20 protein-coding genes are annotated in these 24,966 nt (G+C 63.9%); 7 read left to right on the top strand and 13 right to left on the bottom strand.

Annotated elements, in window-relative coordinates; translation table 11 throughout:
- Positions 1-57 precede the first annotated feature (57 nt).
- Positions 58-222, top strand: coding sequence for a hypothetical protein (locus tag JQ553_RS27225; RefSeq protein ID WP_212503123.1), 165 nt, complete (start codon positions 58-60; stop codon positions 220-222).
- 38 nt (positions 223-260) lie between these two features.
- Here the strand turns inward: JQ553_RS27225 and ybaK are convergent, their stop codons facing one another.
- Positions 261-743, bottom strand: a complete 483-nt coding sequence (ybaK, locus tag JQ553_RS27220) for a Cys-tRNA(Pro) deacylase (protein WP_212503122.1) — start codon at positions 741-743, stop codon at positions 261-263.
- A 352-nt stretch (positions 744-1,095) separates the two neighbouring features.
- Here ybaK and JQ553_RS27215 point away from each other — a divergent pair, with 352 nt between their 5' ends.
- From JQ553_RS27215 to JQ553_RS27200, 4 genes are all read left to right on the top strand, one after another.
- Entirely contained in the window at positions 1,096-2,388 is a 1,293-nt protein-coding gene (locus JQ553_RS27215) for an adenylosuccinate synthase (protein WP_212503121.1), read from the top strand.
- Between the two features lie 35 nt (positions 2,389-2,423).
- Positions 2,424-3,980 carry a hypothetical protein gene (locus JQ553_RS27210; protein ID WP_212503120.1) on the top strand — a complete coding sequence of 519 codons (1,557 nt, stop codon included), beginning with the start codon at positions 2,424-2,426 and terminating at the stop codon, positions 3,978-3,980.
- Positions 3,981-4,253: 273 nt separating this feature from the next.
- A complete protein-coding gene (locus JQ553_RS27205) occupies positions 4,254-4,685 on the top strand; it encodes a DUF5413 family protein (protein WP_212503119.1) in 432 nt (143 codons plus the stop codon).
- A gap of 639 nt (positions 4,686-5,324) precedes the next feature.
- The gene (locus JQ553_RS27200) at positions 5,325-7,517 is read left to right on the top strand and encodes an ATP-binding protein (RefSeq protein ID WP_212503118.1); all 2,193 of its coding nucleotides are present in this window, start codon (positions 5,325-5,327) and stop codon (positions 7,515-7,517) included.
- 120 nt (positions 7,518-7,637) lie between these two features.
- On the opposite strand, the gene JQ553_RS27195 is transcribed toward JQ553_RS27200, so the two are convergent.
- The 3 genes from JQ553_RS27195 to JQ553_RS27185 all read right to left on the bottom strand — a co-directional run bounded on the left by JQ553_RS27195 (position 7,638) and on the right by JQ553_RS27185 (position 10,976).
- Positions 7,638-8,423, bottom strand: coding sequence for a fumarylacetoacetate hydrolase family protein (locus JQ553_RS27195; protein ID WP_212503117.1), 786 nt, complete (start codon positions 8,421-8,423; stop codon positions 7,638-7,640).
- Between the two features lie 12 nt (positions 8,424-8,435).
- Positions 8,436-9,803 (bottom strand): LLM class flavin-dependent oxidoreductase, encoded by a 1,368-nt coding sequence (locus JQ553_RS27190; RefSeq protein ID WP_212503116.1) that lies wholly within the window; start codon positions 9,801-9,803, stop codon positions 8,436-8,438.
- Positions 9,804-9,923: 120 nt separating this feature from the next.
- Positions 9,924-10,976 carry an Ldh family oxidoreductase gene (locus tag JQ553_RS27185; RefSeq protein WP_212503224.1) on the bottom strand — a complete coding sequence of 351 codons (1,053 nt, stop codon included), beginning with the start codon at positions 10,974-10,976 and terminating at the stop codon, positions 9,924-9,926.
- 358 nt (positions 10,977-11,334) lie between these two features.
- Here JQ553_RS27185 and JQ553_RS27180 point away from each other — a divergent pair, with 358 nt between their 5' ends.
- Positions 11,335-15,447 (top strand): GAF domain-containing protein, encoded by a 4,113-nt coding sequence (locus JQ553_RS27180; protein ID WP_212503115.1) that lies wholly within the window; start codon positions 11,335-11,337, stop codon positions 15,445-15,447.
- Here the strand turns inward: JQ553_RS27180 and JQ553_RS27175 are convergent.
- From JQ553_RS27175 to JQ553_RS27165, 3 genes are all read right to left on the bottom strand, one after another.
- Entirely contained in the window at positions 15,421-15,762 is a 342-nt protein-coding gene (locus JQ553_RS27175; RefSeq protein WP_212503114.1) for a hypothetical protein, read from the bottom strand. The two genes, JQ553_RS27180 and JQ553_RS27175, sit on opposite strands and share 27 nt — an antisense overlap.
- Before the next feature lie 53 nt (positions 15,763-15,815).
- Positions 15,816-16,055, bottom strand: a complete 240-nt coding sequence (locus JQ553_RS27170) for a DUF2171 domain-containing protein (protein ID WP_212503113.1) — start codon at positions 16,053-16,055, stop codon at positions 15,816-15,818.
- A 181-nt stretch (positions 16,056-16,236) separates the two neighbouring features.
- On the bottom strand, positions 16,237-16,707 hold the full coding sequence (locus JQ553_RS27165; protein ID WP_249144611.1) for a cupin domain-containing protein: 471 nt from the start codon (positions 16,705-16,707) through the stop codon (positions 16,237-16,239).
- Between the two features lie 213 nt (positions 16,708-16,920).
- On the opposite strand from JQ553_RS27165, the gene JQ553_RS27160 reads away from it, so the two are divergent.
- Positions 16,921-17,520 carry a DUF1080 domain-containing protein gene (locus JQ553_RS27160; RefSeq protein WP_212503112.1) on the top strand — a complete coding sequence of 200 codons (600 nt, stop codon included), beginning with the start codon at positions 16,921-16,923 and terminating at the stop codon, positions 17,518-17,520.
- Between the two features lie 89 nt (positions 17,521-17,609).
- On the opposite strand, the gene JQ553_RS27155 is transcribed toward JQ553_RS27160, so the two are convergent.
- The 6 genes from JQ553_RS27155 to JQ553_RS27130 form a co-directional block, all read right to left on the bottom strand.
- Complete coding sequence (locus tag JQ553_RS27155) at positions 17,610-18,407, bottom strand: WecB/TagA/CpsF family glycosyltransferase (protein WP_212503111.1); 798 nt, start codon at positions 18,405-18,407, stop codon at positions 17,610-17,612.
- Positions 18,400-20,694 (bottom strand): exopolysaccharide transport family protein, encoded by a 2,295-nt coding sequence (locus tag JQ553_RS27150; RefSeq protein WP_212503110.1) that lies wholly within the window; start codon positions 20,692-20,694, stop codon positions 18,400-18,402. The genes JQ553_RS27155 and JQ553_RS27150 overlap by 8 nt, the downstream gene beginning before the upstream one ends.
- Before the next feature lie 153 nt (positions 20,695-20,847).
- Positions 20,848-21,600: a polysaccharide deacetylase family protein gene (locus JQ553_RS27145; protein ID WP_212503109.1), complete on the bottom strand. Its 753-nt coding sequence runs from the start codon at positions 21,598-21,600 to the stop codon at positions 20,848-20,850.
- A 2-nt stretch (positions 21,601-21,602) separates the two neighbouring features.
- Positions 21,603-22,409 (bottom strand): bifunctional 2-polyprenyl-6-hydroxyphenol methylase/3-demethylubiquinol 3-O-methyltransferase UbiG, encoded by an 807-nt coding sequence (locus tag JQ553_RS27140; protein WP_212503108.1) that lies wholly within the window; start codon positions 22,407-22,409, stop codon positions 21,603-21,605.
- A 4-nt stretch (positions 22,410-22,413) separates the two neighbouring features.
- Positions 22,414-23,856 carry a lipopolysaccharide biosynthesis protein gene (locus JQ553_RS27135; RefSeq protein WP_212503107.1) on the bottom strand — a complete coding sequence of 481 codons (1,443 nt, stop codon included), beginning with the start codon at positions 23,854-23,856 and terminating at the stop codon, positions 22,414-22,416.
- Entirely contained in the window at positions 23,850-24,773 is a 924-nt protein-coding gene (locus JQ553_RS27130) for a DUF6492 family protein (RefSeq protein ID WP_212503106.1), read from the bottom strand. The genes JQ553_RS27135 and JQ553_RS27130 overlap by 7 nt, the downstream gene beginning before the upstream one ends.
- Positions 24,774-24,966: the final 193 nt, after the last annotated feature.

Here is a 24,966-nt window from a genome sequence, read left to right as displayed (position 1 = left end):
CTCACTTGTATTGAAGCGTGCGCATTGCCAGCAGATCTTGCGAAGAGTGAAATTCTTATGGAAGTGAAAGTTCCGGCGCCAACCGACGACGAAGATCGCCGCGAGCGATTCGCCGCGCGCGCCAATTCGATCCTCGCATTCATTGAATGCTCGGAGCAGGTGCGGCCGAAGCTGCGCGAGGCGATCGTCGAGGCGATGCTGTGGGCGCAGAAGCAACCGTGAGACGGCGGCCTGCGCGCCCTCGATCCACAGGTGCCCGCTTACCCGTTCGACGCCGTCAACGCCGTGATCTTTGCGCCCGCCGCCAGAGCGGCATCGTTCGGGTCGATCTCGATCTGTAGTCCGCGTTGCCCGCCATTGACGAAAATGGTGGCATGGGTGAGCGCCGACTCGTCGATTGCGGTTGGGACGCGCTTCTTCTGTCCGAACGGGCTGATGCCGCCGACATGGTAGCCGGTCAGCCGCTCGGCCTCGGCCGGGCGCATCATTCTTGCAGACTTGCCGTCCATCGCGGCAGCGAGCTTCTTCATGCTGACTTCGCAGTCCGACGGCACCACGGCGCAGACTGGCTTGCCGTCGACCTCGGCCATCAGCGTCTTCAGCATCCGGTTTGGCTCGACGCCAAGCGCTTCCGCCGCCTGCCGCCCAATGCTCTGGGCGCTGGAATCGTAGACATAGGTGTGGAGCCTGAAAGCGAGGCCAAGCTTCCTTAGGGCCATGGTCGCTTGTGTCGAATTCGGCATCGATCGGACCGGTTGCGTGTCCCCGGATGATCGCCGCAATGGCCGGAACGATCAATTGCCCCGCGGGGATTACCCCGCGACGTGCAACATTAAATCCTCGCAGGCTTTGCCGCGCGCCCCCTGGGGCGAGAGATTTTAAGGGGATATCAAGGGGTTGGAGCCCTCTCAAAAGGATGAGCAATCCCCCTTCTTGCTTGCGCAGCCGACCTGCTTCCTTTATCCGGTGAAGTGTTCGTGCGAGCGGACTTGAGGCCGGGATTTCGGCTGGGGACACAAAAGTTTGATCGGCTTTGGAACGACGCGCTTCTGCCTCGTTCATGGTTCGAAAACACTTGAAGGGAACATCTTCGAAATGGCCAACGTTGTCGTCGTCGGCGCCCAATGGGGCGACGAGGGAAAGGGCAAGATCGTCGACTGGTTGTCGGAACAGGCCGACATCGTCGTGCGCTTCCAAGGCGGCCACAATGCCGGCCATACGCTCGTGATCAACGGCGAAACCTACAAGCTCGCGCTGCTCCCCTCCGGCGTGCTGCGTCCTCACAAGCTCGCCGTGATCGGCAATGGCGTGGTGTTCGATCCCCAGGCCTTCCTCGACGAGATCGCCAAGCTGCGGGGGCAGGGCGTCGCTGTCGGCCCGGAGAACCTGCGGATCGCAGAGAACGTGACACTGATCCTGCCGTTGCACCGCGAGCTCGATGCGTTGCGCGAATCCTCCAACGCGGTCACGGCGATCGGTACCACCCGCCGCGGCATTGGCCCCGCCTATGAGGATAAGGTCGGCCGCCGCGCCATCCGCCTGATGGACCTCGCCGACCTGGATACGCTGCCGCACAAGATCGACCGACTGCTGGCGCACCACAATGCGCTGCGCCGCGGCCTCAATCTCGCGGAGATCGACGGCAAAGGCATTCTGGCCGAGCTCTCGGCGTTGGCGTCGGAGCTGCTGCCCTATGCCGAGACGGTGTGGCGGCTGTTGGACCTCAAGCGCCGCGAGGGCAAGCGCATCCTGTTCGAGGGCGCGCAGGGCGCGCTGCTCGACGTCGACCATGGCACCTATCCCTATGTCACCTCGTCCAACACGGTGGCGGCGCAGGCCGCGACCGGCACGGGCTTGGGCCCGGGCGCGGTCGGCTACGTGCTTGGCATCTGCAAGGCCTACACCACCCGGGTCGGCCAGGGTCCGTTCCCGACCGAGCTGAACGACGCGATCGGCGAGGAGATCGGCCGCCGCGGCAAGGAATTCGGAGTCAATACCGGGCGCAAGCGGCGCTGCGGCTGGTTCGACGCCATGTTGGTGCGACAGACTGTCCGTACCTGCGGAATCGCCGGGCTCGCGCTGACCAAACTCGATATTCTTGACGGGTTCGACACCATCAAGGTCTGCACCGGCTACCGGCTGGACGGCAAGGAGATCGACCACCTGCCGGCCGGCGAGGGTGCACAGGCGCGGGTCGAGCCGATCTACGAGACCATCGAGGGCTGGAAACAGCCGACCGCCAATGCGCGGTCCTGGGCAGATCTGCCAGCCCAGGCCATTAAATATGTGCGCCGGGTCGAGGAACTGGTGGGTTGTCCGATCGCTCTGCTTTCCACCAGCCCAGAACGTGAGGATACTATCCTGGTACAGAATCCGTTCGAGGCTTAACCGGATATTACCTATATCGCTCAAATTGTGTGGAAATGGCTGACTACTACCCGCTCATTGCCCGTGCCATCGCCGGATTGGACCCCAATGCGCCCGGCGAGAGCCGCCGCGCGCTCTATGAGCGGGCGCGGGCCGCGCTGATCCAGCAGCTCCGCAGCGTCCAGCCGCCATTGTCCGAATCCGAGATCACCCGCGAACGGCTGTCGCTGGAGGAGGCCGTTCGCAAGGTCGAGGCCGAAGCCGCCCAACGCTCCCGGAGCGGCGAGGCCTCCCGTTCCGGCGGCGCGACGCGCGGCGGCGATGCCTTTCGCCGCGCCAATGCCCGTCCGCCGGAGGCTGGGGCCGCGGGCCGCCCGCCGCGCCCCCCGGCGCCCCAGCGCGACGCCGAACCTCGTCCGCCGCGCAATCCGCGCGGTGACGCCCCGCCAGCCCCGCAGGCGCCGGCGCCCGATCCGCAACTGCCACCGGCCCGCGAACGATCCGCCCCGCCGCGCCGTGGCGGCGACAATGTCCCGCCGCCGACTCAGCCGCAGGCGCCGGGCATGCGCGGTTTCCGCGACATCGCCGCCGACGCCGACGATCTCGGCCGCGCCGCGGCGCAGGCGAGCCGCAACGCGCGCAAGACCTACGCCAACGTGCCGTCGCCTTCGCCGGAATTCGACCGGCTCGAGCCGAGCATGGAGAACCGCGGCGCCGATCCCGAGGTGCCGTACGCCTACGACGAGTCGATCGAGGAGGCCGAGGGCTACGCGCCGCAGGTGCCGCCAACGCAGCCGCAGCGCGCGCGGATCGGCAATGGCGACGGCGATTTCGAGCCCAAGAAGCGCGTCCGCACCCGCTCGGCGTTCCCGTTCAAGAGCGCAATCGCGATCGGCGTCGTGCTGATCCTGGCCGGTGCCGGCATCCTCTGGGGGAAGCCGGCCCTTACCTACGTCAGCAACCTGTTCAAGTCCCAGCCCGCGGTCGAGGCGCCGAAGGACGCATCCGCGCCGACGACCAAGCCGAAGATCGCCGACCGGGTCGGCCAGCCGTCGAGCGAGCAGGTCGCGCCGGTCGCGCAGCGCGTCGTGCTCTATGACGAGGACCCGTCGGATCCCAAGGGCAAGCAATATGTCGGCTCGGTGGTGTGGCGCACCGAACCCATCAAGGCCTCCGGCAACCAGAAGGCCGACATCGCCGTTCGAGCCGACATCGAGATTCCCGATCGCAAGTTCAAGATGACGATGTCGTTCCGCCGCAATACAGATTCTTCGCTGCCGGCAAGCCACACTGCGGAGCTCACCTTCATCCTGCCGCCGGACTTCGCCAATGGCGGCGTAGGCAACGTGCCGGGCATTCTGATGAAGTCCAACGAGCAGGCGCGCGGCACCCCGCTTGCAGGCCTCGCCGTCAAGGTCACCGACGGCTTCTTCCTGGTCGGCCTGTCCAACGTCGAGGCCGATCGCTCGCGCAACCTGCAGCTCCTGAAGGAGCGCTCCTGGTTTGATATGCCGCTGGTCTACACCAACCAGCGCCGGGCCATCATCGCGATCGAAAAGGGCGCACCCGGCGAGCGCGCGTTCAACGAGGCATTCGCGGCGTGGGGGGAGTGAAGGGTTCTTACGTGCCTCTTGCTCGCCTGTCGTCGTCGCCCGGCTTGCCACCTCGGCCAGTGCATTATCGGTTCTGATCGAATCAGAACCGAAGCTCCAGATTTCTGTCTTGACGCGTCCTCTTCACGCGAGCCGGCATCCGCTTCGCTCGAAAACCCCGTAAGGGGCCTCGGCGCGCCTGACCCACATGGAACAACGTGCCCTCCATCGAATTTCCCATAGCGCGATCGGGCGACTGAATTACACTCGGTTCAGGTTTCGCAAGGGTGCGCCATGAAACGCTACCTCATCTTCGCGGCGATCAGCCCGTTCATCGGTGGTTTCCTGCTGCTGCTCACGACCACCTATCAGTCCGGCTACTGGACAGAGACCAGCTCCGGCGAGGTCGGGAAATTGTTCGCGGTGTTCGCCAAGTCGCTGCCTTTCAGCTACATCATCGGCATCGTGCCCGCGCTGATGTTCGCCGCGATCGACGACATCCTGATGCATGTCCGGCGGATTTCGCCGGTGGTGCGGATGCTGATGATCGGTGCGGTGGCGTTTGTCGTGGCGGTCCTGACCTACGCCTCGCATGGGTCCGATAGCGGCGCGCTACAAATCATTCTCTATGGGCTGGTCGGCTTCGTGCCGGGCGTGATCTCGTCCTGGGCGGCGCACAAATACGCCGAAGAGCCGCATCCCGCGGTGACTCCGGCGCAGCGCTAGACGTTTGATGTCGTCGTCGCTCAAAGCCAATCAATGCTTTCGGTCTAGTGGGGCGGACCGCCCGCCGCGATTTGTCAGCAGCTCGCCGGCTGACGGCGGGAATCCAACTTTACGTCCGCAATGCCCCGATAGCGCCCGAAGTCCGCGATGGGCCAGCCTCGACCGCCTGTCTTTGCTTTTCAAGCGCCATAATTTTGGCCGTTCGACTACAACTGCAATCGTTTGCCGACGGACTGAAACAGCCTTGTAATACCGCCGGTTCAGTTTGATAGCAAAAGACTGGCAGCACAGACCAGTTCAATGACAGTTACTCATTGGTGCCTTGACGTGCCGAGCGCAACCGTACGGGGCAGTCGACCACCAACAAGGCTTCAGCGATGTCGGGCGCCGGTCAAGGACGCCGCATCGAACGTAAGCTTTAGTTGCCGGGGCTCCTGACATCTTTGGCTGAATGCTATCCCTGCGCCCCAGTTGGCTTACCTTCCGCCACTTCTCGTCGACCTGCCATGCCTTGGCGTAGGCATGAGCCAGCCTGTCTTCACGGCCATGGGTGTTATCTCCGCGCCGAGAACGATTTGGACAATGCGCTTGTCGGTGGACTGGTACGGTCGGCCTCGTGCAGCGGATCCTGAGTGAGCAATGCTAAAAAACAGTAGCCTCTTATCGCGCCTATTCGTGCTGGTGGCTGCGGCCATGCTGCCAGCTATAGCGATACAGGCGTACAACGAAGTCGACCTGCGCCGCATGCGCCAGATTGAAGTGCAGGACGAAGTACTCGGGCTCGCCAGGCTCGCCGCCGCCGAGCAGCAGCAGATCGTTCAGGGTGTTCGTCAGGCTTTGATCGCGCTTTCGGAGCTTCCGGCGATAAAGGCGAAAGACGTTGCGGGATGCGACGCCTATCTTTCCAGGATCAATCGACGATACCCGGAGTTCATCGTGTTTATCGTAGTCGACATGAATGGCAACTCCTTCTGCGACTCAGCCAGAGAGCACAAGCCGTCTACCGCGGCTGGACGGGGCTACTTCGCCCGCGCCGTGGAAACCGGAAAATTTACAGTCGGAGAGTTTGCAATCGGCCGAACGACCGGTCGCAACGTCCTTCAGTTTGCGGTGCCATTCTACGACGATGAGGACCGCATGGGCGGTGTCGTCGTAGCGGCTCTCAGCCTCGATTGGCTCGCTGACTACATCGCGAACAAGGGCGTTCCGGCGGGAGCTGCGCTCGCCATCACGGACCGCAACGGCGTCATTCTCGCTCGCTATCCCGATAATGACCTGTTTGTCGGCAAGAAGTCGCCTGCAGACCGAGATCCGATACGCGGCAATGGCACCGTGGCGGACATGGCTGGCATTGACAACGCGCGAAGGATTGTTGGCTTCGCCGCCGTGGGGCAGGATCTTCTTGTCAGCTTCGGACTTAGCAAAACCCAGACTTTCGCCAAGATCGAACATCGCACGCAGCGCGACGTGTTGTTCATCGTTATGAGCGCCCTGATTGTTCTGATTCTAACGGCGTGGGGCGCCCAACGGTTCATCCAGCGTCCGTTCGCGCAACTGGTCGACGCTGCAAACCGATGGCGGCTTGGCGAATTCAGCCGGCGCGTGGACATCCCGGGCAACTCGGAAATAGCTCGGGTCGCCAAGGCATTCAACGCCATGGCCGATGCGCTCAAGCACCGTGATCACGAATTGTCGGAAGCAAGGGAGCAGTTCCATCAGAGCCAGAAGATGGAGAGCGTCGGCCAGCTCACCGGTGGCGTCGCGCACGACTTCAACAACCTGCTCACGGTGGTCTCCGCTAACCTCGAACTCATCGAGGCTGGCGACGATTTTGGCAAAGCCAAGCGCTTCGCTGCTGCTGCACGGCGGGCCGTTGATCGGGGGGCAAGGCTGACGGCGCAGCTTCTCGCCTTCTCGCGCCGGCAGGTACTGAATCCAAAGCCGGTCAACGCAAACCGGCTTGTTTCCGAGTTCCAGGGACTCATTCGCAAGGCCGTCGGGGAAGCATGCCGGGTGAAGGTGTGGACCAGTGAAGGGTTGTGGCTATGCCATGTCGACCCGGCACGGCTGGAGACCGCTCTCCTCAATCTGGCCCTGAACGCGCGCGACGCCATGCCTAATGGTGGTGTGCTCGACATCGAGATGAGGAATATCGTCGTGAACGAAGGAGCAGTGCCCGGCTGCTTGCCCGGTTCGTATGTCAGGCTGTCGGTTAGAGACATTGGTTCTGGAATGTCGGCCGAGGTGCGGGACCGGGTGTTTGAGCCCTTCTTCACAACGAAGGAGGTCGGTAAAGGTAGTGGGCTCGGCCTTAGCATGGTCTACGGCTTTGTCCGTCAGTCCGGGGGTCACATTGCCATCGAAAGCGCATTGGGAAAGGGGACCACCGTCGCTCTCTACTTGCCCAAAGCCACGCAAAGGCCTGAGGTCGAAACGGAGGACGCCCAATCCCAAGCGTTTCCGGCCGGCTCGGAGCGAATCCTGGTTGTCGAGGACAACGACGATCTTCTGGACCTCACGTCGGCGATGCTGACCAGGTCAGGCTATCAGGTTCGTTGCGCTCGGAACGGCACGGAAGCGATTCGCATGCTCCGGAGCGAGGAATTTGATCTTGTGCTAAGTGACATCGTGATGCCAAACGGGGTTAACGGCATTGAGGTTGCCCGCGAAGCGAGGCGATTGAACAAGCGCATCAAGGTCCTGCTTGCCTCGGGCTACGCGGGAGAGGTGCTGGAACGACATCAGGCGGTGGGGGAATTTCCGATTATCGACAAACCATTCCGCATGTCAGATTTGGCGGCGCGCTTGCGGTCAATCCTGCACGAAGGTTGAGATGATTTCCTGCCGTTGCTTTCTTGCCGCGCATGGCGCCATTAACGAGGTTTGCCGGGACGCCGGTGAATCTGACCTGTACTCATCTGATCTCATTCATCTGCTGCGTAAACCGCCGCCTCAAATCTCCTCCGCCACGAAGCGGTTGCGCAATGTGCCGATGCCGGTGATGTCGATCTCGACGACGTCGCCGGCTTTCAGATCGGGTGAGGCGCCGTCGGTGCCCATCCAGATCACGTCGCCGGGCCACAGCGTGAAATATTTGGTCAGCTCGACGATGAACGGGACGACGCCGAAGATCATGTCGTTGGTGTGAAAGCGGCCGGTCTCCTTGCCGTTGACGCGGATCACGGTCTCCATCCTGTCGAGGTCGACATCGGTCTCGATCCACGGGCCCATCGGCTTGAAGGTGTCGGCATTCTTGGAACGCCACAGCCCGCGGTCGGCCTTCTGCCAGGTGCGTTCGGAGACGTCGTTGCCGATCGTGTAGCCGAGCACGCAAGACATCGCGTTGTCCGCGGTGAGGTGCTTCACCTTCTTGCCGATCACCACGACAAGCTCGCCCTCGTAATGGATCTTTTCGGTCGCGCTCGCCGGGATTATGACGTCCTCCTCATGGGCGATCAGCGCGTTCTGCGCGCGGTAACCGATCTCGGGACGGTCGGGGATGTTGGGCACTTCGCCGCGCTTGTTGGCGGCCTCCCTGAGGTGCTTCAGATAGTTCAGCCCGACGCAGTAGAAGGTGCGCGGGATCAGCGGCAGCTCGATCTTCACATCCTTCAACGCATGCGTTTGCGCCGTCTTCGTCCATTCACCGAAGGGATCGCCGCTGACGGTCGTGACGGTGTCGCCCTCGATGATGCCCCAGGATGTCTGCCCTGCCGCGGTGAATTTGAGCCAGCGCATGGTGTGTCCTCCCTATTCCGCCGCCGCCGGAGCCTGCGTTTTCCACGCACCGGCAACGGGACGCTTGAGTCCAAGGTTCTCGCGCAGCGTCTTGCCCGCATAGTCCTTGTGAAACAGTCCGCGACGCTGCAGCTCGGGCACCACATGGTTGACGAAGTCGGCGTAGGAGCCTGGCACATAACTAGCCGCGATGACGAAGCCGTCGCAGCCTCGGTCGACGAACATCTCTTCCAGCCTGTCGGCGATCTCCTTCGGGCCGCCGACGATCGCGTCCTGCACCTGGCCGCGGCCGGAAAAAGTGATGAAGTCGCGCGTCGACGGGTTGGTCTTGCCCGACGTGCGCAGCACGCCGTCGCGGATGCCGAGCATGCCTTGCATGCCCTGCAGCTCCTCAGTGGTCAGTGGCTCGTCGATGTCCTTGGCGCCGAAATCGAAGTTGAGGCCTTCGGCGAGCAGCGACAGCGCGTCGATCTCGAGCGGCAGCTTCTGGATCAGCGCCATCTTGTCCTCCGCCTCGGCCTTGGTGGCGCCGCAGACCGGTGTCGTCAGGTTGCACAGGAACATCTGATCGGGATCGCGGCCGGCTCTTGCGGCCTCGCCCCGGATCGCGTCATAGCCCTGTCTGGCACCGGCGAGATTGCGTGAGGCGGTGAAGATGACTTCGCCCCACCGTCCGGCAAAGCGCTGGCCTCGGCCGGACGCACCGGCCTGGATGACGACCGGATGGCCCTGTTGCGAGCGTGGCACCGTGAACGGGCCGCGCGACTTGAAGAACGCGCCCTTGTGGTCAAGCCGCTTCACCTTGGTCGGGTCGGCGAAACGGCCGCTGGCCTTGTCAATGATCAGTGCGCCGTCTTCCCAGCAATCCCAATGACCGAGCACCACCTCCATGAACTCGTCGGCGCGGTCGTAGCGCAGGTCGTGCTCGAGATGCTGCTCGCGACCCATATTGAGCGCCTCGCCATCGTTGACGGATGTGACGACGTTCCACGCGGCGCGGCCGTTCGTCATCAGGTCGAGGGTGGCAAAGCGGCGGGCAACGTCGAATGGCTCGTAATAAGTGGTCGAGCAGGTCGAGGCGAGGCCGAGCTTCTCGGTCACCATGCCCATCGTGGTCAGCACCACGATCGGGTCCATCTTCACACATCGGATGCCGTACTCGACGGTGTGAGCGTGATCGTTGCCGTAACGGTCCGGCATTGCCAGGCGATCGTCGAAAAATGCCATATGGAACTTGCCGGCTTCCAGGATCCGCGCGATCTCCTGGTAGTAGTCCGCCGACATCGAATCGTCGCGCGAGTCGGGGTGGCGCCATGAGCTCGGCAGATTGGTGCAGTTTTGCGCCTGCAGAAAACCCACCAGCACCATTTGCCGTGTCATGCCGTTCTCCTTGTGCATAGGCGACGTCCTAGAGCATGATCCGGACAAGTTTGTAGCGGATTTCCGAACCGATCATGATCAAAATAAAGAGCCAAGACGCAATGGGGATTGATCGCGCTTTTAATGAAGGTCGAGGTCTTGGGCGAGCTTGTACTCGCCGGCGAGCGCCTTGAGCTTCTCCCAGGTCGCGTCCTCGATCTCGATGCCGTCCCTGCGCCTCTGCTGCTCGCGCAAAAATTCGACCTCGCCCGGATAGAACACCCCGCGGCTTCCTTCCGATGGCAGCGTCGATTTCAGGTAGCGGGCGAAGTCGGCGACCTCCCGCTTGAAATCCTTGAGCGGGCGGAACGCAGCGACGTTGAATGCCGCCATGAAGCAACCGTCGTTGTGGCGGCCGGTCGGCTCAACGCCGAAGCCGAGGCCGGTCAAGAGGCCGCACAGCACCTCAACCATCGCGGCGAGGCCGCTTCCCTTGTAGCCCTCGCTGCCGCCGAGCGGCAAAAGCGCACCGCCCTTGCGGTAGTCGCGGGGGTCGGTGGTGTCGCGCCCTTCGGCATCGATGATCCAGCCCTTCGGGATGTTCTCGCCGCGCGCGACCGCGAGCTGGATCTTGCCGGCGGCGACCGCCGAGGTCGCCATGTCAAGATAGAAGGGCGCGTCGAGATCGGATGGCACCGCGATCGAGATCGGGTTGGTGCCAAGCCGCGCCTCGCGGCCGCCGAAGGGGGCGACATGCTTTGGCGAGCGGCCGGAATCCGCGGCGGCAATCCCGATCATGCCCTCACGCATCGCCATCAGCGGATAATGCGCGAGACGCCCGACATGGCTCTGGCGGAACACGGTACAGGCGGCGACATTGGCTGTCTTCGCCTTCGCGATCGTCAGCTCCATCGCCTTGGCATTGACGTGGAAGCCGAAGCCCCAATGGCCGTCGATCACGGTGGTGGTCGGGCTCTCCCGCACGATGGTCCATTTGGCGCCGGGCACGATGTGGCCGGCAGCGATGCGGTCGATATAGGTCGGGATCGCTATCACGCCGTGCGAGTCATGGCCGGCGAGATTGGCGTTGACGCAGCCGGAGGCGACGGCGTTCGCCTCCTCGTCCGACGCGCCGGCGGCTTTCAGGAGCGCCGCGCCGATGCGCTTGAGACGGTCGGCCTGGACGATCGGCATGAGCTTCCTCGCCATGCCCGCGCACTCAGCGGGTCTTGCTTGATGTCGTTGCGCCCATGCTCTCAAAGCGCGGCAAAGCGAGCAAGGGCGGAAAATCCGGTCGGCCATGCCGGGAGCAAGGTGCTCCGGGTGTCATTTCACGCCGCGGAATGTGATGGGGCGTGATTGCAGAATCCATCCCGCCAGTCGGCTCCGCCGGCCCGGCGCCAGGCTGGCTCATAGCTCTCCGGGGGAGGGCGTTCGTCAGGCGTTTACTCTAACTCGTAACTCGGCGGCCGTCCTAACCTCCACTTAGGCCTCTCACCGGCAATGTCCCCCGGCCAAAGCGAAGGGGGGTGGCCGCCGGGCCGCTAGGATTGTGAAGTCGACCATCGGGCGCACGTTCGCGGCGTTGAATGCGACCAACGAAGCAATCCAGTACGCGAAATCGCCGCAGGAATTGTACGACAAAGTCTGCGAAGCTGCCTTTTCCAGCGGCGACTTTCTGGCCGTCACCGTCTTTTTGCTGGAGGCGGATGGCAGCCTGCTAAGATTCGCGGCCGGCTTCGGCGACGATATCGCGCGGCTGCGCAGCATCGACATTTCGGTCATCGCCAATGCCCCCGAAGGCGAGGGCGTTTGCGGGCGGGCGTTCCGTGACCAGAAGGCTTGCGTCAGCAACGACTATATCAACGACGTCTATTCGGCGGCCTGGCGCAGTGGCGCGGCCAAGGGCGGCGTTGGCGCGGCGGCGGCGATGCCCCTGGTCTGCGACGGGCGCAGCGTCGGCGTCTTCATGGTCACGCGACGCGAGCCAAACTCGCTCGGCGAGGACGTGGTCCTGCTGCTCGAGCGCATGGCGGCGAACATGTCCTTCGCGCTCGGCAATTTCGACCACGAGGCGTCGCGCAAGAATGGCGAGCGCGCAATGCGCCGGCTGAACCGCATGTTCGGCGCCATCAGCGCGACCAATGAGGCCATCCTGCGCGCCAAGACGGAGCACGATCTCTATCAACGCGTATGCGATGCCGCGGTGTTCAGCGGTAAATCCTTTGCTACCGTGGTGCTGCTGGCCGAACCGGATTCGCACTGGCTCGAACCCGTCGCCGGCACCGGCGAGGCGATCGACCTCATTACGCAGACGCGGTTCTCGACCGATCCGGACAACGTCTATGGCAAGGGCGTCTGCGGCGAGGCGTTCCGGACCCAGCGGCCCTGCATCAACAACGACATCCCGATATCGGCGGACGCCGCCCAGAAGGAGGGCCGCGACGGCGGTCTGATGGCCTGCGTCGCGCTTCCGCTCACGCGGTTCGGCAAGAGCATCGGCGTGCTGATCTTCTTCGTCGGCAACTCCTGGGCGGCGGACGACGAGATCATCGCGCTGCTCGCGGGAATCGCGGAGAACGTATCGGTCGCCCTCGACAATTTCGGCCGCGCGACCGAAAAGGCGAAGGCCGACGCCGAGAAGGAGCGGCTGTCGCGCATGTTCGCCGCGCTCAGCGCGACCAACGAAGCGATCATGCGTGCGAGATCGCGCCTGGAGATGTTCGAGCTGGTCTGCGCCGCGGCGGCCCAGGGCGGAGGATTCAATTCGACCAGCATCCTGATGGTGAAGCCCGGCGACGATTATCTGGACATGGTCGCGGTCGCCGGTCCGACCGCGGACAATGCGCGACGCCTCAAGATCTCGCGCAACGAAGCGCATCCGGAAGGGCGCGGGGTCTCCGGCAGGGCGTTTCGCTCGCGAATGGCCTGCATCGAGAACGATCTGCTCCGCGACAGCGCCAGCAGTGCTTTCCGCGATGTCATCGACAGCGAGCATGCGCGGTCCGGGGCGGCGTTTCCGTTGCTGGTCGAGGAGCAGGTGGTCGGCGTGATGCTGTTCATCTGCGCCAAGCGCAACACCTTCTCGCCCGAGTTCGCCGAGTTGCTGCAGCGGTTGGCCGACAATGTCTCCTTTGCGCTCGGCAGCTTCGATCGCGCCGACGAAAAGGCGCGGACCGAGGAACAGAAGGAGCGGCTGCGGCGGATGTTTGCGACCCTCAGCGCGACCAACGAGGCGATCATGCGGGCGAAGTCCCGCAGCGAGATGTTCGATCTCGTCTGCGACGCCGCGGCCGTCGGCGGCCAGTTCACCTCGACCGCGATCATGCTGACACGGGCGGGTGACGTGTTCCTGGAGACCGCGGCATTCTCGGGGTCCGATCGCGCCCGCGCCATGGACGTTCGATTGTCGGCGGATGCCTCGCGCCCCGAAGGCCAGAGCCTGACCGGCGTCGCGATCCGCACGCGACGACCCTGCATCAGCAACGACTATCTCAGCGATTTCGGAACGGAAGCGCATTTCTACCAGACCGTCCGTGACAGCGGCGCCAAGTCGGGCGCGGCCCTGCCGCTTCTGAAAGACGGCGAGGCGATCGGCGCGCTGGTGCTTCTCTCCAGCGAACTCGGCGCGTTCAGTTCGGAGATGATCGCGCTGTTGCAGCGGCTCGCGGAGAACGTGGGCTTCGCACTCGACAATTTCGACCGGGCGGACGAGAAGGCCCGGGCCGACCAACAGAAGGAGCGCCTGTCGCGCATGTTCGCGGCGCTGAGCGCCACCAACGAGGCGATCATGCGGGCAAGATCCCGCACCGAACTCTATCGACTGGTCTGCGAGGCGGCGGCGAACGGCGGCAAGTTCACCTCCACCACCATCGCGCTGGTGCACCCGGGCAGCGACTATCTCAGCATCGTCGCGACTGCCGGACCGGCCGCGGAGGGGGCGCGCCAGGTGAGGCTCTCGACCAACGCAGCGCATCCGGAAGGGCGTGGCGCCTGCGGCAGGGCGTTCCGTTCACGCAAGGCCTGCATTATCAACGATTATCAAGCTGATCCGCACACGGCGGTCTTCCATGAAAGGGCCCGCCTCGATGGGACGAAGTCCGGTGCCTCGTTTCCGCTGATCGTCGGCGGGCAGGTCGTTGGCATCATGATCTTCGTCGCGATCGAGAAGGATACCTTCACTCCGGAGTTCGCCGAGTTGTTGCAGCGGCTCGCCGACAATCTCTCGTTCGCGCTGGAAGGCTTCGACCGCGCCGACGAGAAGAACAAGGCTGATGAGCGGATCGAATATCTCGCCTCGCATGACAGCCTGACCAATCTGCCGAACCGCGAGATGTTCAACGAGCTCTTGCGTCGCGCTGTCGAAGCGGCGGACCGCCACCGGCGCCCATTCGCGGTGCTGTTCATCGACCTCGACCGCTTCAAGGTGATCAACGATTCGCTCGGGCACGACGCCGGCGACATGCTGCTCGTGGCGACCGCCGAGCGCTTGCAGACCTGCTTGCGCCCGAGCGATGTGGTCGCGCGGCTCGGCGGGGACGAGTTCGTCGTCATCCTGGAGGACGTTGGCGAGCGCGGCAGTGTGGAGCGCATCGCCGCCGACCTTCTGACGGCGCTCAGCCAGCCGCTGCAGCTCAGCGGCCACGAATGCCACACGACAGCCTCGATCGGGATCGCCATGTACCCGAATGACGGCTCGGACCTGCAGACGCTGACCAAGAATGCCGACATGGCGATGTATCTCGCCAAGGAGGACGGCAAGAACGGTTTCCGCTTCTTCTCCAAGGAGATCAAGGCGCAGTCGATCGAGCGGCTGACGCTGGAGAGCGCGCTCCGCCGCGCGCTCGAGCGCGACCAGTTCTCGCTCCACTATCAGCCGAAGGTCGATATGGCGAGCGGACAGATCAGCGGCGTCGAGGCGCTGCTGCGCTGGAATCATCCAGAGCTCGGCATGGTATCGCCTGGCCAGTTCATCCCGCTCGCCGAGGAAATCGGGCTGATCGTGCCGATCGGCCGTTGGGTGTTGAAGGAGGCGTGCGCGCAGAACATGGCGTGGCAGCGTTGCGGCCTCAAGCCGGTGACGATGGCGGTCAACCTTTCGCCGCGGCAGTTCGCCGATCCGCGCCTGCTCAACGATATCGATGAGGCGCTATCGGCGAGCGGCATGTCGGCGGTGCTGCTGCAGCTCGAGGTCACCGAGAGCATGGTGATGCGCAACGTCTCGCGAGCGATCCGGGTGCTCGACGCGATCCAGAGCCGCGGCATCCGGCTGGCGATCGACGATTTCGGCACCGGTTATTCGTCGATGTCGCTGATGAAGCAGTTTCCGATTGACACTATCAAGATCGACCGTTCCTTCGTGCGCGATCTGCCCGACGATTCCGAGGATGTCGCGATCGCGCAGGCGATCATCAGCATGGGAAAGGCGCTCGGAATGACCATCGTCGCGGAGGGTGTCGAGACCTCCGAGCAGCAGCAATTCCTGCGGGCGCATGCCTGCGACGAGATGCAGGGATTCCTGTTCAGCAAGCCGCTGCCGCCGGGCGATCTTGCCAGGCTGCTGCATTCGACGCCGGTGCTTGCCTCGCCGGCGCTTCAGCCGACGCCCGACGAGGATGCGTTCGTGGCCGAACTGGGCTCAGGGCGGAAACGCGCCGTCGTCTAAAGGTTGCACGTGCAGGTCCCGCACGTCGGAGTCGGCGGATGCGACCTTGCGCGAGAAGTCGTAGGGCCATGGCAGGACGGTCTGGCCGGAAAGAGTCCGGCAGAGCAACTCGGCGCCATCGTTGCAGGTCGCACCGTCGGCCAGTCCGAGCTGACGGCACCAGGCGGCGGGCAGCGCCTCGGTGATCTCGTGCATCCCGAGCGCCGGTCCCCACCACCATGCGGGGGCTGGCGGCCGTTCGGGCTCGGGGATCGTGCGCCAGCGTACGAACTCGTCGACAATGCGCGCAAATTGCAATTTCGCGGCCGGGTGCATCGGAAGCTCCTTGTCGGCCGCGATGATACAAGCCGTCCCGATCTGTGCAATCGTTACTCGCGGCCGTGCTGCCAATGCAAGGTTACGTCGGCGCCCGACTTGTTGAGATGAACATGCTCGTCGACCCGGTCCACCCAAGACAGGGGAATAAAGTGATGGTGTTGCCCGTCGGGTGAACTCTGCTTGGTCAGCTTGATCTTGTCCGTTCCTTCCATGTGATCGACCTTGCCGACCGTCTTCTTGTCGGCCGAGATCACATCCATATGTTCCCGTATTTGCGAAGCCGTCACCATGCGTCATCTCCTTACAATGATGAGGTGATGAACGTCTCGTGTCATGAAAAGTTGCTATAGCGTTTCCGGGCGAAGTGGATACCGGTTCGCATGAAGAAAACGCATCAAGACAACAATCTGGAGCTTCGGTTCTGATCAATCAGAACCGATAATGCTCCAGGCTCGTCGGCGGTGCCCCGGGCTACTTCTCCTCCGCGGCCGTCGCGGTCGCCGGCCCGTCGCCCATGATCAGCAGCACGGCGTCTTCATTCTTGGCGCCATCCCAATGCACCTGCTTGCCGTAGTGGGTGACAAAACTGCCCGCCGGCATGGCCACGGTGCCATGCTCCGGATCGAATTTCGGTCCCGAACCGACGTACCAGGTGCCCTGCAGCACTACGATATAGCGGTCGTTGGGATGGAAGTGCGGGCGGCTGAAGTGGTTGCCCTTGGTCCATTTGGTGTAGACCATGTAGAAGCCGGGCTTTGCGGGATCGCCCACAACGACGGCATTCTGAGCGCCGCGCGCGTCTACCGGTCCCCAGGGAATCTGGTCCGGCAATTTGTAGGTGACGGCGGCGGGATTGAGCTCCGCGGCGGCGCTGGCGCCCAACATGCCGGCAAAGGCCGACAGCATCATCAAATATCGCCAGGACCGGTTCAGCGCCCTCATCTCGTCCTCCCGTTGTACGACGGCCATCGGTCGTTACCGTGATGTTGCGCCAATGCTAGTCTTTCTCGTGGGGCGGGCAAGACGCGCGCGCGCATGCGTGATGCGACACCAGAGACGCCGTAGAACGCAGTTGCAACATGAAAAACGGGATTTACGTGGCGTGCGGCGATGCTAGGTTGCGCGCCAACCACAACAAACCGGAGGATCACCTTTATGAAGTACCTGTCGACGCTTGCGGCCGGCCTCTTGATCGGTAGTGCCGCGCTGCAATTTTCCACCACCGCGTCGGGGCAAAGCGACGGCTGGATCACGCTGCTCGACAGCTCCAAGATGGGCGAGTGGGACGAGGTCGGCAAGGCCAATTGGGCGATGAAGGACGGCGCGCTGGTCGCCGACAAGCTCGACGGCAAGGATCTCTCCTATCTCGTCACCAAGACCCCCTACAAGGATTTCCAGATCAGGGCCGAGTTCTGGACCGACGAGGACGCCAATAGCGGCATCTTCATCCGCTGCGACACCAACAAGACCATCGATTCCAAGGTTTGCTACGAGGTCAACATCTTCGACAAGCGGCCGGATCCGACCTATGGCACCGGGGCGATCGTCGATGTCGGCAAGGTCGATCCGATGCCAAAGGCGGCGGGCAAGTGGAATGTCTACGAGATCACGGCGCAGGGCCCTCACTTTGTTGTCACTCTGAACGGCCAGAAGACGGTCGATGCGCAAGATTCCAAGCATGCGAGCGGCTACGTCGCCCTCCAATATGGCGCGGGAGTCGTCAAGTTCCGTAAGGTGCAGATCAAGCCGCTCTGAGAAGGGCGTCACGAAAATGGATGTCCCGGCTGTTGCGCAGCCGGGACATTTGTTGTTTCAGACGGCGTGGACGCAGTCGCTGTGGCTCTCTACGGATCGCTCCTGTTGACCAGAAGATAGAGTGCGCGCGGGTTGGTGGTCAGATAGCGCCAGAACAGCCGGCGTGGTTCGAGCCAGATGCGCCAGGCCCATTCCAATCCGACACCTTGCATCCATCGCGGAGCGCGCGCCCGGGAACCTGACAGGAAATTGAACAGTCCGCCCGACGTCTTGATGACACCCACATTGGACAATTGCGGGATGAACTGCTCGACAAACGACTGTTCATAAGGGACACCAAGCGCGACCCAAAGGATATCGGGCGCCAGCCCATTGATCTCGTCGACCTTGGCGCGCAACGCGTCGCCGCGCAGATAGCCGTGCGAATGGCCGACGATCTTCAGGTCCGGATACATCTCCCGCACATTGGCTACCGCCGCCGCATTCTCTTCCTCGTCCGCGCCGAACATGTAGAAGGTCAGACCGCTCGCCTGCGCCTTGCGGGCGACGACATGGAAAAGGTCGGTGGTGGCGACGCGCTCGGGCAGCGCACGGCCGGGTCGGAATCGCGACACCGTGACGAGCGGCTGGCCGTCGGCATTGATCATGTCGGCCGAGCGGAACAGCCGGTCGGTCATCGGCTCCGTCGAGCAGCGCGCCAGCACCTCGCCATTGGCCGAGGTCAGGTAGAGCGGCCGGTTCGTGCGTCGCTGCGGGAACACGACATCGATCATGAACTTGGCGGTCTGATCGAGATCGAGCACGGCAAGCCGCAATCCGCCGATGGAGACGCGCGGTACGCCGGCGGTAGCGGCACGGCCGATTGGATTGGTACGACGCTCACGCATACTGTTTGTCTCGCTGGCGAGTTACGACCGTGGGGTTGAGTTCGCTGAGGATCACGCCCACCAGCTTGCGGTCAGCCCCGCCGAGCGCGGTGATGATGTCTTCCATGCGGTCATTGATGTCGAGATCGACCGGCAGGACCGCAACGAGACCGTCGGCGACGTCGAGCAAATTGCGATCCGCGGTGGCCCACGGCATCGCGGGTCCATCGAGGATTACGAGGTCATGGCCGCCAGCGGAGCGCGCTTGAGCAATCGCCTTGCGGCTCGCGTCACTCGCCTTGGCGCGGTTACCCGTGATCGCAGGCAGGATCGCGATGCCGTTGGTGGTGTTCACCGCGCGGGCGGCCTTGCCGCCGATCGTGAGCCAGCCGAGACGGCTCGGTTCACGCTTGCCGAAATGGGTGACCTTGTCGGACAGCGCGTGTGTTCCGGCATCAGCGTCGATCATCAGCACCCTGACACCATCGCGCGCGGCGGCAAGCGCGATGTTCAGCGCAACGACGCTGCGATCCTGACCGTCACCTGCGCCGATGACGGCGAGCACTGTGGCGCCGCCGGCCGTGGCTCGCTTGGCGGACGCCGCGCGCATTTCGCGCAGCTCTTTCAGGAATACCGTCTCGGATGCGCCGGTGCGCAGCGTCGGCCAGCCAAACCGCGTGGCGTCGGCGGTGTTGCTGCCGGCCAGGATTCCGCCGAGGGTGCGGATGACATCGGACTCCCGCAATTGGGCGATCAGTGGCTTCTCGATCAGGGCGACCGCAGGTTGCGGCTCTGGTGCCGGCGGCTGCTCCGCTGTCGCGACGACGGCCTGTTGGCTCGACGCCGCATCGTCCTTCTGGATCTTCGGCCCGACCGGATCTGCGGCGGGCGCAAGCTGGCTGGCGGCGACGATCCAGGCGGCCGCGGCCAGGCCGCCGAACATGAAGCCGATCATCGCGAGCAGGCTCATCGCCGGCGGGAAGGTGCGGCGCTGCGGGACGGTGGCTTCGCCGATCACGCGCGCGCTTGAGGTGTTGAGGCTTTCCTGCTCCTCGGTTTCGCGCGAGCGCTTGAGAAAAGCCTGATACACATCGCGGCTTGCCTCGACGTCGCGTTCGAGCTCGCGCAGGCGCACCGACGCCTGGCTCATCTGCACGCTCTGGCGCTTCTGGACGTCGAGCGCCTTGTTCAATGACGCCTCGTAGTCGCGGGCGCGGGCGAGATCGTTCTTTGCAGCTTGCGCGAAGCGGTCGACCTCTTCCCTGATGGTGCGACGCAGGTCCTCGACCTGCTGCTCGACCTGCCGCAGTGCCGGATGTCGCGGCCCCAGCTCGGTCTGCAGCTCGGCCTGCCGCTTCTTCGCATCGGCATATTGCGCGCGCAGATTGGCAATCGTCGGCGATTGCAGCGCTTCGGCAATCGCGCCAGGATCGCTCGAATTCCGGCGGCCGGCTTCGATCTGGTCGCATTTGGCCTGGGCGTCGAGCGTCAGGGCGCGCGCGGCGGCGAGCCGCTGGTTGCTGGCCGAGAGCTGCTGGTCGGTGATCAGGTTGTCCTGTGAGCCGACAAAATTGTTCTGCGCCTTGTAGGTCGCGAGCGCCTCTTCCGCGTTGCGCAGGCGCTGCTGCAGCTCCTTGAGCCGGCCGGACAGGTCGCTGGTGGCGCGACGGGCCGCCGCTGCCTGCGATTGCTTGGACTCGGCGAGATAGGCCTTCGAGATTGCATTGGCGAGCATCGCCGCCTTCGCCGGCTCATACGACCAGACGTCGATATCGACGATGAAGGTGCGATCGGTCTTCTTGACGTTGACATGTCGGTTGAGCGCGTCGAGCGCGCTCATCTCGGCCTGCTGCTGCTGTTCCGCCGTCGGCCTGAATTCGATTCCGAACAGGCCGAGGAGCGAGGCGAAGATGCCCTTGCGCGCCGGTCCGCCGCCGAACTCGGGATCGTTGACGAGGTTGGTGGCGCGGATCACCTGCAGCAGCACGTTGTTGGAGGTGATCAGGCGAGACTGGCTCTCGACCACCATCGAAAGACCGGAGACGTCCTGGGCGCGCGGCGTCAGCTCGCGCTCGACGAGCTGCAACTCGCGCGGATCGACATAGAGCTGGGCGCTCGCGGTGTACTTCGGGGTCAGGCTCTTTCCGATCGCGACCGCGACGCAGGCACAGATCAGCGCCGCCGCCGCGATTGCGAACCTGCGCTCCCACAGCAGCCGGATCAGGTCGAGCACGTGGAGGCCCGACGAAGCCCTGGCCTGGCGAGGTTCGGACTTCGCCTGGTCTATCGGCTGGTCATAGATAAGCATTGGCCCCAGCTTCCATCTCAACGGCCGCACGGATCGGCCGAGGGGTTACCTTCCGGACCGCGTGACGCGCGCGGGAGGGCAACGCGGAAACGCAACAGGGAAAATTAACCATACGCATCGAGGGACTATTCGCCAGAAAGGCAAACAAAGCGTTTAAGCGCGGGCGCATTGGAACGCCTCCGCCATGGTCAATGCAGGGATGTTTCGTCGCGCGGCCGCTTCGAGCGCGTAGGTCATGAGATCGGGCGTGCAGCCGTAAAGGCTCGGCCGCTCGGCGACGTCGTGCCCATAGAAAATTAACCAACCGTTACTGTCGCACGCCTCGTCGAACGCACGATCGATCCGCTCGCGGCTCATCTGGCGGTTGATCAGCGGCATGGCGCGCAGGAACTGCAGGTCGACCTCACCGGCGTTCACGCCCGGCACGATGCTGCGGCAGGTCAGGAATTCAGACTTCAATTGGTGCTTGCGGGCATAGGAGCCATATCCGAACGGGTAGGCGAACGTCTCGATCGCCATCGAGCGATCGAGCGAACGGAAATAGGCGCGGTTGCGCGCGATCTCGTTGGCGAGCAACGACTCGTCGAGATCGCAGGCGCGAAGGTGCGAATAGGTATGGCACCCGATCTCGTGACCACGGCGATGCAATGAGACCACATCCTCGGCGCGTCCAGCGGCCCACTCCGGTGTGTCGAGACCGACCAGGCCGCCCGACACGTAGAACGTCCCGCGGGCGCCGTAGGATTCCAGGATGTCGGCGCCGATCGTCGCGGCGCTTCTCGGCAGATCGTCGAAGGTGAAACTCACCATCGGCGTCGCATTGTGCAGTCGGAAATGTTCGACCTGCACATGCATCGCCAGCCGGTGGCTGACCCTGACCCTGGCCTCGGACCACAATGCGTTCATCGTCACAGCTTTCGCAGGATCACGTGGTAATCGCCGTGCCGGACGTCGGTCTTGCCCGGCAGCAGCGCGTTCATCGTTCGGGCGGCGGCATCGACCAGCGCGGCCAGGATCGGCTTGCGCCGGCGCATCTCGGGATAGCGCGGGCTCTCGTATGTCTTGCGGTAGATGACCTGCAGCCCGTGCTCGGCGGCGAACGCCTCGAGATTGCTGAGCGTGACCAGCGGATGGAAATGGGTCGGGAAGGGCGCCTCGCCTGGCAGACCCGCATGCTTCTCGCCGCGGATATGGCGGTAGAACCAGACGTGGAACCAGTGCGGGGAGTATTTCGTGACGACACCCGACAGCGATTTCGGGTTCGGCGCTCCGATCAGCAACAGGCCGTTCTGCTTCAGCGCCTCGCAGAAGCCGGTCAGCGCAGCCTCGACATCGGGGACGTGTTCGATCACGTTGTAGCAGGTGATGAGGTCAAAGCTCCGCGGTGCGAATCGATGGCTCTGGATATCGCCGAGAATCGCTTCCTGCGCGTAATCGTTGTTGCGGATCTGGTCGGGGTCGATGTCGACCACGGTGATGTGGGCGCGGCGGAGCACGTTGAGCGGCAGGAAGCTGGTTGATCCGCCGCCGGCTTCGTAGATCGAGAGCGGGCCGGCCGGCAACTTTGCATCGAGAATGCTGTGAACCGTCAACAGGCTCTGCTTGGCCTCGCCGGGCGGAAGCGCCAGCAGCGATGCGGGATGGATCGCCGCGGCCGCTGTCGTCGTTTCGGCGGGCGTGGCATGGATGGGATCGAGCGCAAATGTCTTGGTCATTGGTTCATCCAATGTTGCTGTTTGCGAGTTTGGCGCGGAACGTCGTCAGGCCCTGCGTCAACCGCCCGCGGACGCGCGCGATATCAAACAGCCAGCACAGCGCGGCGTAGACGGTGAGGCCCGCGCCGACCAGCGCGACGCTGGCGGGAAGATCGGCGAGGGGCAGGCGGCGGTCGAGCGCGCCGACGGTCAGCGCCATCGCGAGCGTCGCGATGACGATCAGAGCCAGCCGGCCAGGCTGGATCGGGACCGGGAAGGCGAAACGGCTGAGGACGAAAGCGCACACAAGGCCGATGACGTCGGCGCCGAGGCGCGCCCAGGCCGCGCCGATCGTGCCGTAGTGGCTGACCAGCACGCAGGACAGAACCAAATTGGCCGCGATGATGGTGGCGGTGTTGACCAGATAGAGAGAGTTGCGGCCCGAGAGCAGGAAACTGGCGTGCAGATATTGCTGCGTCAGCACCTGGAAAATCACGGCCACCGCGATGATCGGCATGATCTGCGCAGCCGGTGCGCGGAAATCGGCGCCGAGAACGATGTTGGCGACATGCGCGGAGACCACCGCGAAGCCGACGCAGGCTGGCAGCGTGACGCCCGCGAGCAGTTCCAGGCATTCGGCGAGATGGGACTTGACCGCGGTGTCGCCGTGCCGGGCGTGAATTTGCACGGCCATCGGGAAGAAAGCGGCGGCAATGCTCATCGCGGGCATCATCAGGGTCTGGCGAACCAGGTCGAGGGCGGCGACATATTTGCCGGCATCCGCGGCGCCAACGAGGTTGGCGATCATGAAACGGTCGGTGACGCTGGAGATCGCCAGCAGCGTGAGCGACAGCGTCAGCGGAAGTCCGGTGCGCGCCAGCGTCGAAAGATCGGCGCGGTCGAATGTGATGGTCGTGCCCCGCCACACGCTGCGTGACTGCACCAGCACCGCGACGAGATAGGCGGCCGCCGCCGCGAGCAGGAGCCAGAAGCCGTTCGGGCTCGCCAGCGCGACGACAATGCCGAAGCCGAGCAAGGCGGCGGCGCGGACCAGCGTCGCCTTCATCACCGAGAGCGCCATCAGCCGCGCGCGCAGCAGGTCCTGCGTCAATTCGAACAGGCCGATCGCGACCGCGAGAGCGACCGCCGCCACGGCCGCGGCTGCATCGAGCCCTACGAGACGCGCCAGCGCATAGGCGATCGGCGCGGCGAGGCAGCAGATCAGATAGCCCGAGATCACGAGGCCGCGGACGTCGGTGCCGTCGTTGCGGGCGTGTTCGCTCAGGATCAGGTTGCGGAACCAGCCGACCAGAAACACGGAGATGACAGAAGCCAACCCGACGCCAAGCAGGTAGACGCCGTAATCATGCGGCGCGAACAGCCGCGTGAAAATGAACACGCTCAACAGTCCCAGCAGCGCCGAGACGATGTTGGCTGTCAGGTTGATGCCGGCTTGTCCGATCAGCATGAGACGGCAAGCCCCACGGGTTCGGCGGCCATGGCAGCAAGAATGGCGTCGCTCTGGGCGACGACCTCGCGAATCGTATCGACCGGCGTCCCGGAGAAGGACGCGATCGAGAACGCCACATCGGTCCTGTTGGCCCGCAGGAGAAGCCGGTTCAGTTCGTTCTTGCTCAGCGTGGGGTCATCCCAGTAGCTGATGCAGGGCGTTCTCGGCACGACGGCGTGGCGAAGGGCGGCGGCCGGATCGTTCTGCACGAAGAAGCCGTACAGGAGGTACTCGGAGAACTCGCGGGTCTTGCACAGCGCCTCGATCCAGCTCACGCCGGTGACAGCCTCGATGCGCTCGGCCAGCGCTCGGGTGGTCTGCTTGTCCCAGAATATGATGTGTCCGATGAAGTCGGCCGCCGGAAAGGGCGGCGTCGGCAGGCCGAGCAGCCTGTGGCTGGTCTCGAGCCAGCGCGAGTGGCGTGGCTGGTCGGCGGTGACCTCGTCATCGATCTTCAACAGCGGAATCGTGTTCGGATATTCGAAGCGGGCGAGATCGAAATCGCGAAAGAACACGATGTCGGAGTCCAGGATGCAGAAGCGCTCATGGGGCAGCGTGATGGTGGCTGCGATCTTCAGGAATTGCTGGACGTGCCAGCCGCTGACCGGCTTTGCGCGCAGCGACCACCAGAATTGTCGCCGCTTGCGCTGAATCATCCGCGGTAGCGGGCGAAGCCAGCCGGGCAGGAAGGCCGAAGCGGGGATGATAACGCGCCGCTCGCTCGCCAGCGGCGCGAACAGCGGCAGGTCGCAATCCGGAACGAGCAGGTAGTGCCGCCCGAAGGAGGTGACGTGGCGATCCACACTCTCGCAAAGCAGAGTGCAGATTTTCAGATCGCGCCCGTAGGTCGGGGTCAACAACGCGACAGGATTCATCTCGTAGATCTCTCCGGCAACACCGTGTCAGGGCGGTACGCTGCGGCCGCCAAACAGCCTCGGTGCCCCTTTTCAGCAAGATCAATGCCGGGCATTTGTCGCGCCTGCTGCGCGTGCCGCTGATGGTTAAGCGTTGGTAAATGGCCGCGCGGAGCGCCGGTTAACGAGCGCGAAGTAACCATGCGCGGGCGCG

It is taken from the genome of Bradyrhizobium lablabi (assembly GCF_018131005.1).
Taxonomy (GTDB): Bacteria; Pseudomonadota; Alphaproteobacteria; order Rhizobiales; family Xanthobacteraceae; genus Bradyrhizobium; species Bradyrhizobium lablabi_D.
Note: the sequence above shows the minus strand (reverse complement) of the source record. Positions and strands in the feature narration are given on the sequence as shown.

Bases quoted from the DNA above. Each gene is read 5' to 3' on its own strand.
- JQ553_RS27160 (WP_212503112.1), top strand. From the start codon at position 16,921: ATGAAGTACCTGTCGACGCTTGCGGCCGGCCTCTTGATCGGTAGTGCC.
- JQ553_RS27130 (WP_212503106.1), bottom strand. From the start codon at position 24,773: ATGAATCCTGTCGCGTTGTTGACCCCGACCTACGGGCGCGATCTGAAA.
- JQ553_RS27135 (WP_212503107.1), bottom strand. From the start codon at position 23,856: ATGCTGATCGGACAAGCCGGCATCAACCTGACAGCCAACATCGTCTCG.
- JQ553_RS27210 (WP_212503120.1), top strand. From the start codon at position 2,424: ATGGCTGACTACTACCCGCTCATTGCCCGTGCCATCGCCGGATTGGAC.
- JQ553_RS27195 (WP_212503117.1), bottom strand. From the start codon at position 8,423: ATGCGCTGGCTCAAATTCACCGCGGCAGGGCAGACATCCTGGGGCATC.
- JQ553_RS27155 (WP_212503111.1), bottom strand. From the start codon at position 18,407: ATGCGTGAGCGTCGTACCAATCCAATCGGCCGTGCCGCTACCGCCGGC.
- JQ553_RS27215 (WP_212503121.1), top strand. From the start codon at position 1,096: ATGGCCAACGTTGTCGTCGTCGGCGCCCAATGGGGCGACGAGGGAAAG.
- JQ553_RS27225 (WP_212503123.1), top strand. From the start codon at position 58: ATGGAAGTGAAAGTTCCGGCGCCAACCGACGACGAAGATCGCCGCGAG.
- JQ553_RS27175 (WP_212503114.1), bottom strand. From the start codon at position 15,762: ATGCACCCGGCCGCGAAATTGCAATTTGCGCGCATTGTCGACGAGTTC.
- JQ553_RS27170 (WP_212503113.1), bottom strand. From the start codon at position 16,055: ATGGTGACGGCTTCGCAAATACGGGAACATATGGATGTGATCTCGGCC.
- JQ553_RS27205 (WP_212503119.1), top strand. From the start codon at position 4,254: ATGAAACGCTACCTCATCTTCGCGGCGATCAGCCCGTTCATCGGTGGT.
- JQ553_RS27165 (WP_249144611.1), bottom strand. From the start codon at position 16,707: ATGAGGGCGCTGAACCGGTCCTGGCGATATTTGATGATGCTGTCGGCC.
- JQ553_RS27145 (WP_212503109.1), bottom strand. From the start codon at position 21,600: ATGAACGCATTGTGGTCCGAGGCCAGGGTCAGGGTCAGCCACCGGCTG.
- JQ553_RS27185 (WP_212503224.1), bottom strand. From the start codon at position 10,976: ATGCCGATCGTCCAGGCCGACCGTCTCAAGCGCATCGGCGCGGCGCTC.
- JQ553_RS27190 (WP_212503116.1), bottom strand. From the start codon at position 9,803: ATGACACGGCAAATGGTGCTGGTGGGTTTTCTGCAGGCGCAAAACTGC.
- JQ553_RS27140 (WP_212503108.1), bottom strand. From the start codon at position 22,409: ATGACCAAGACATTTGCGCTCGATCCCATCCATGCCACGCCCGCCGAA.
- JQ553_RS27150 (WP_212503110.1), bottom strand. From the start codon at position 20,694: ATGCTTATCTATGACCAGCCGATAGACCAGGCGAAGTCCGAACCTCGC.
- ybaK (WP_212503122.1), bottom strand. From the start codon at position 743: ATGCCGAATTCGACACAAGCGACCATGGCCCTAAGGAAGCTTGGCCTC.
- JQ553_RS27200 (WP_212503118.1), top strand. From the start codon at position 5,325: ATGCTAAAAAACAGTAGCCTCTTATCGCGCCTATTCGTGCTGGTGGCT.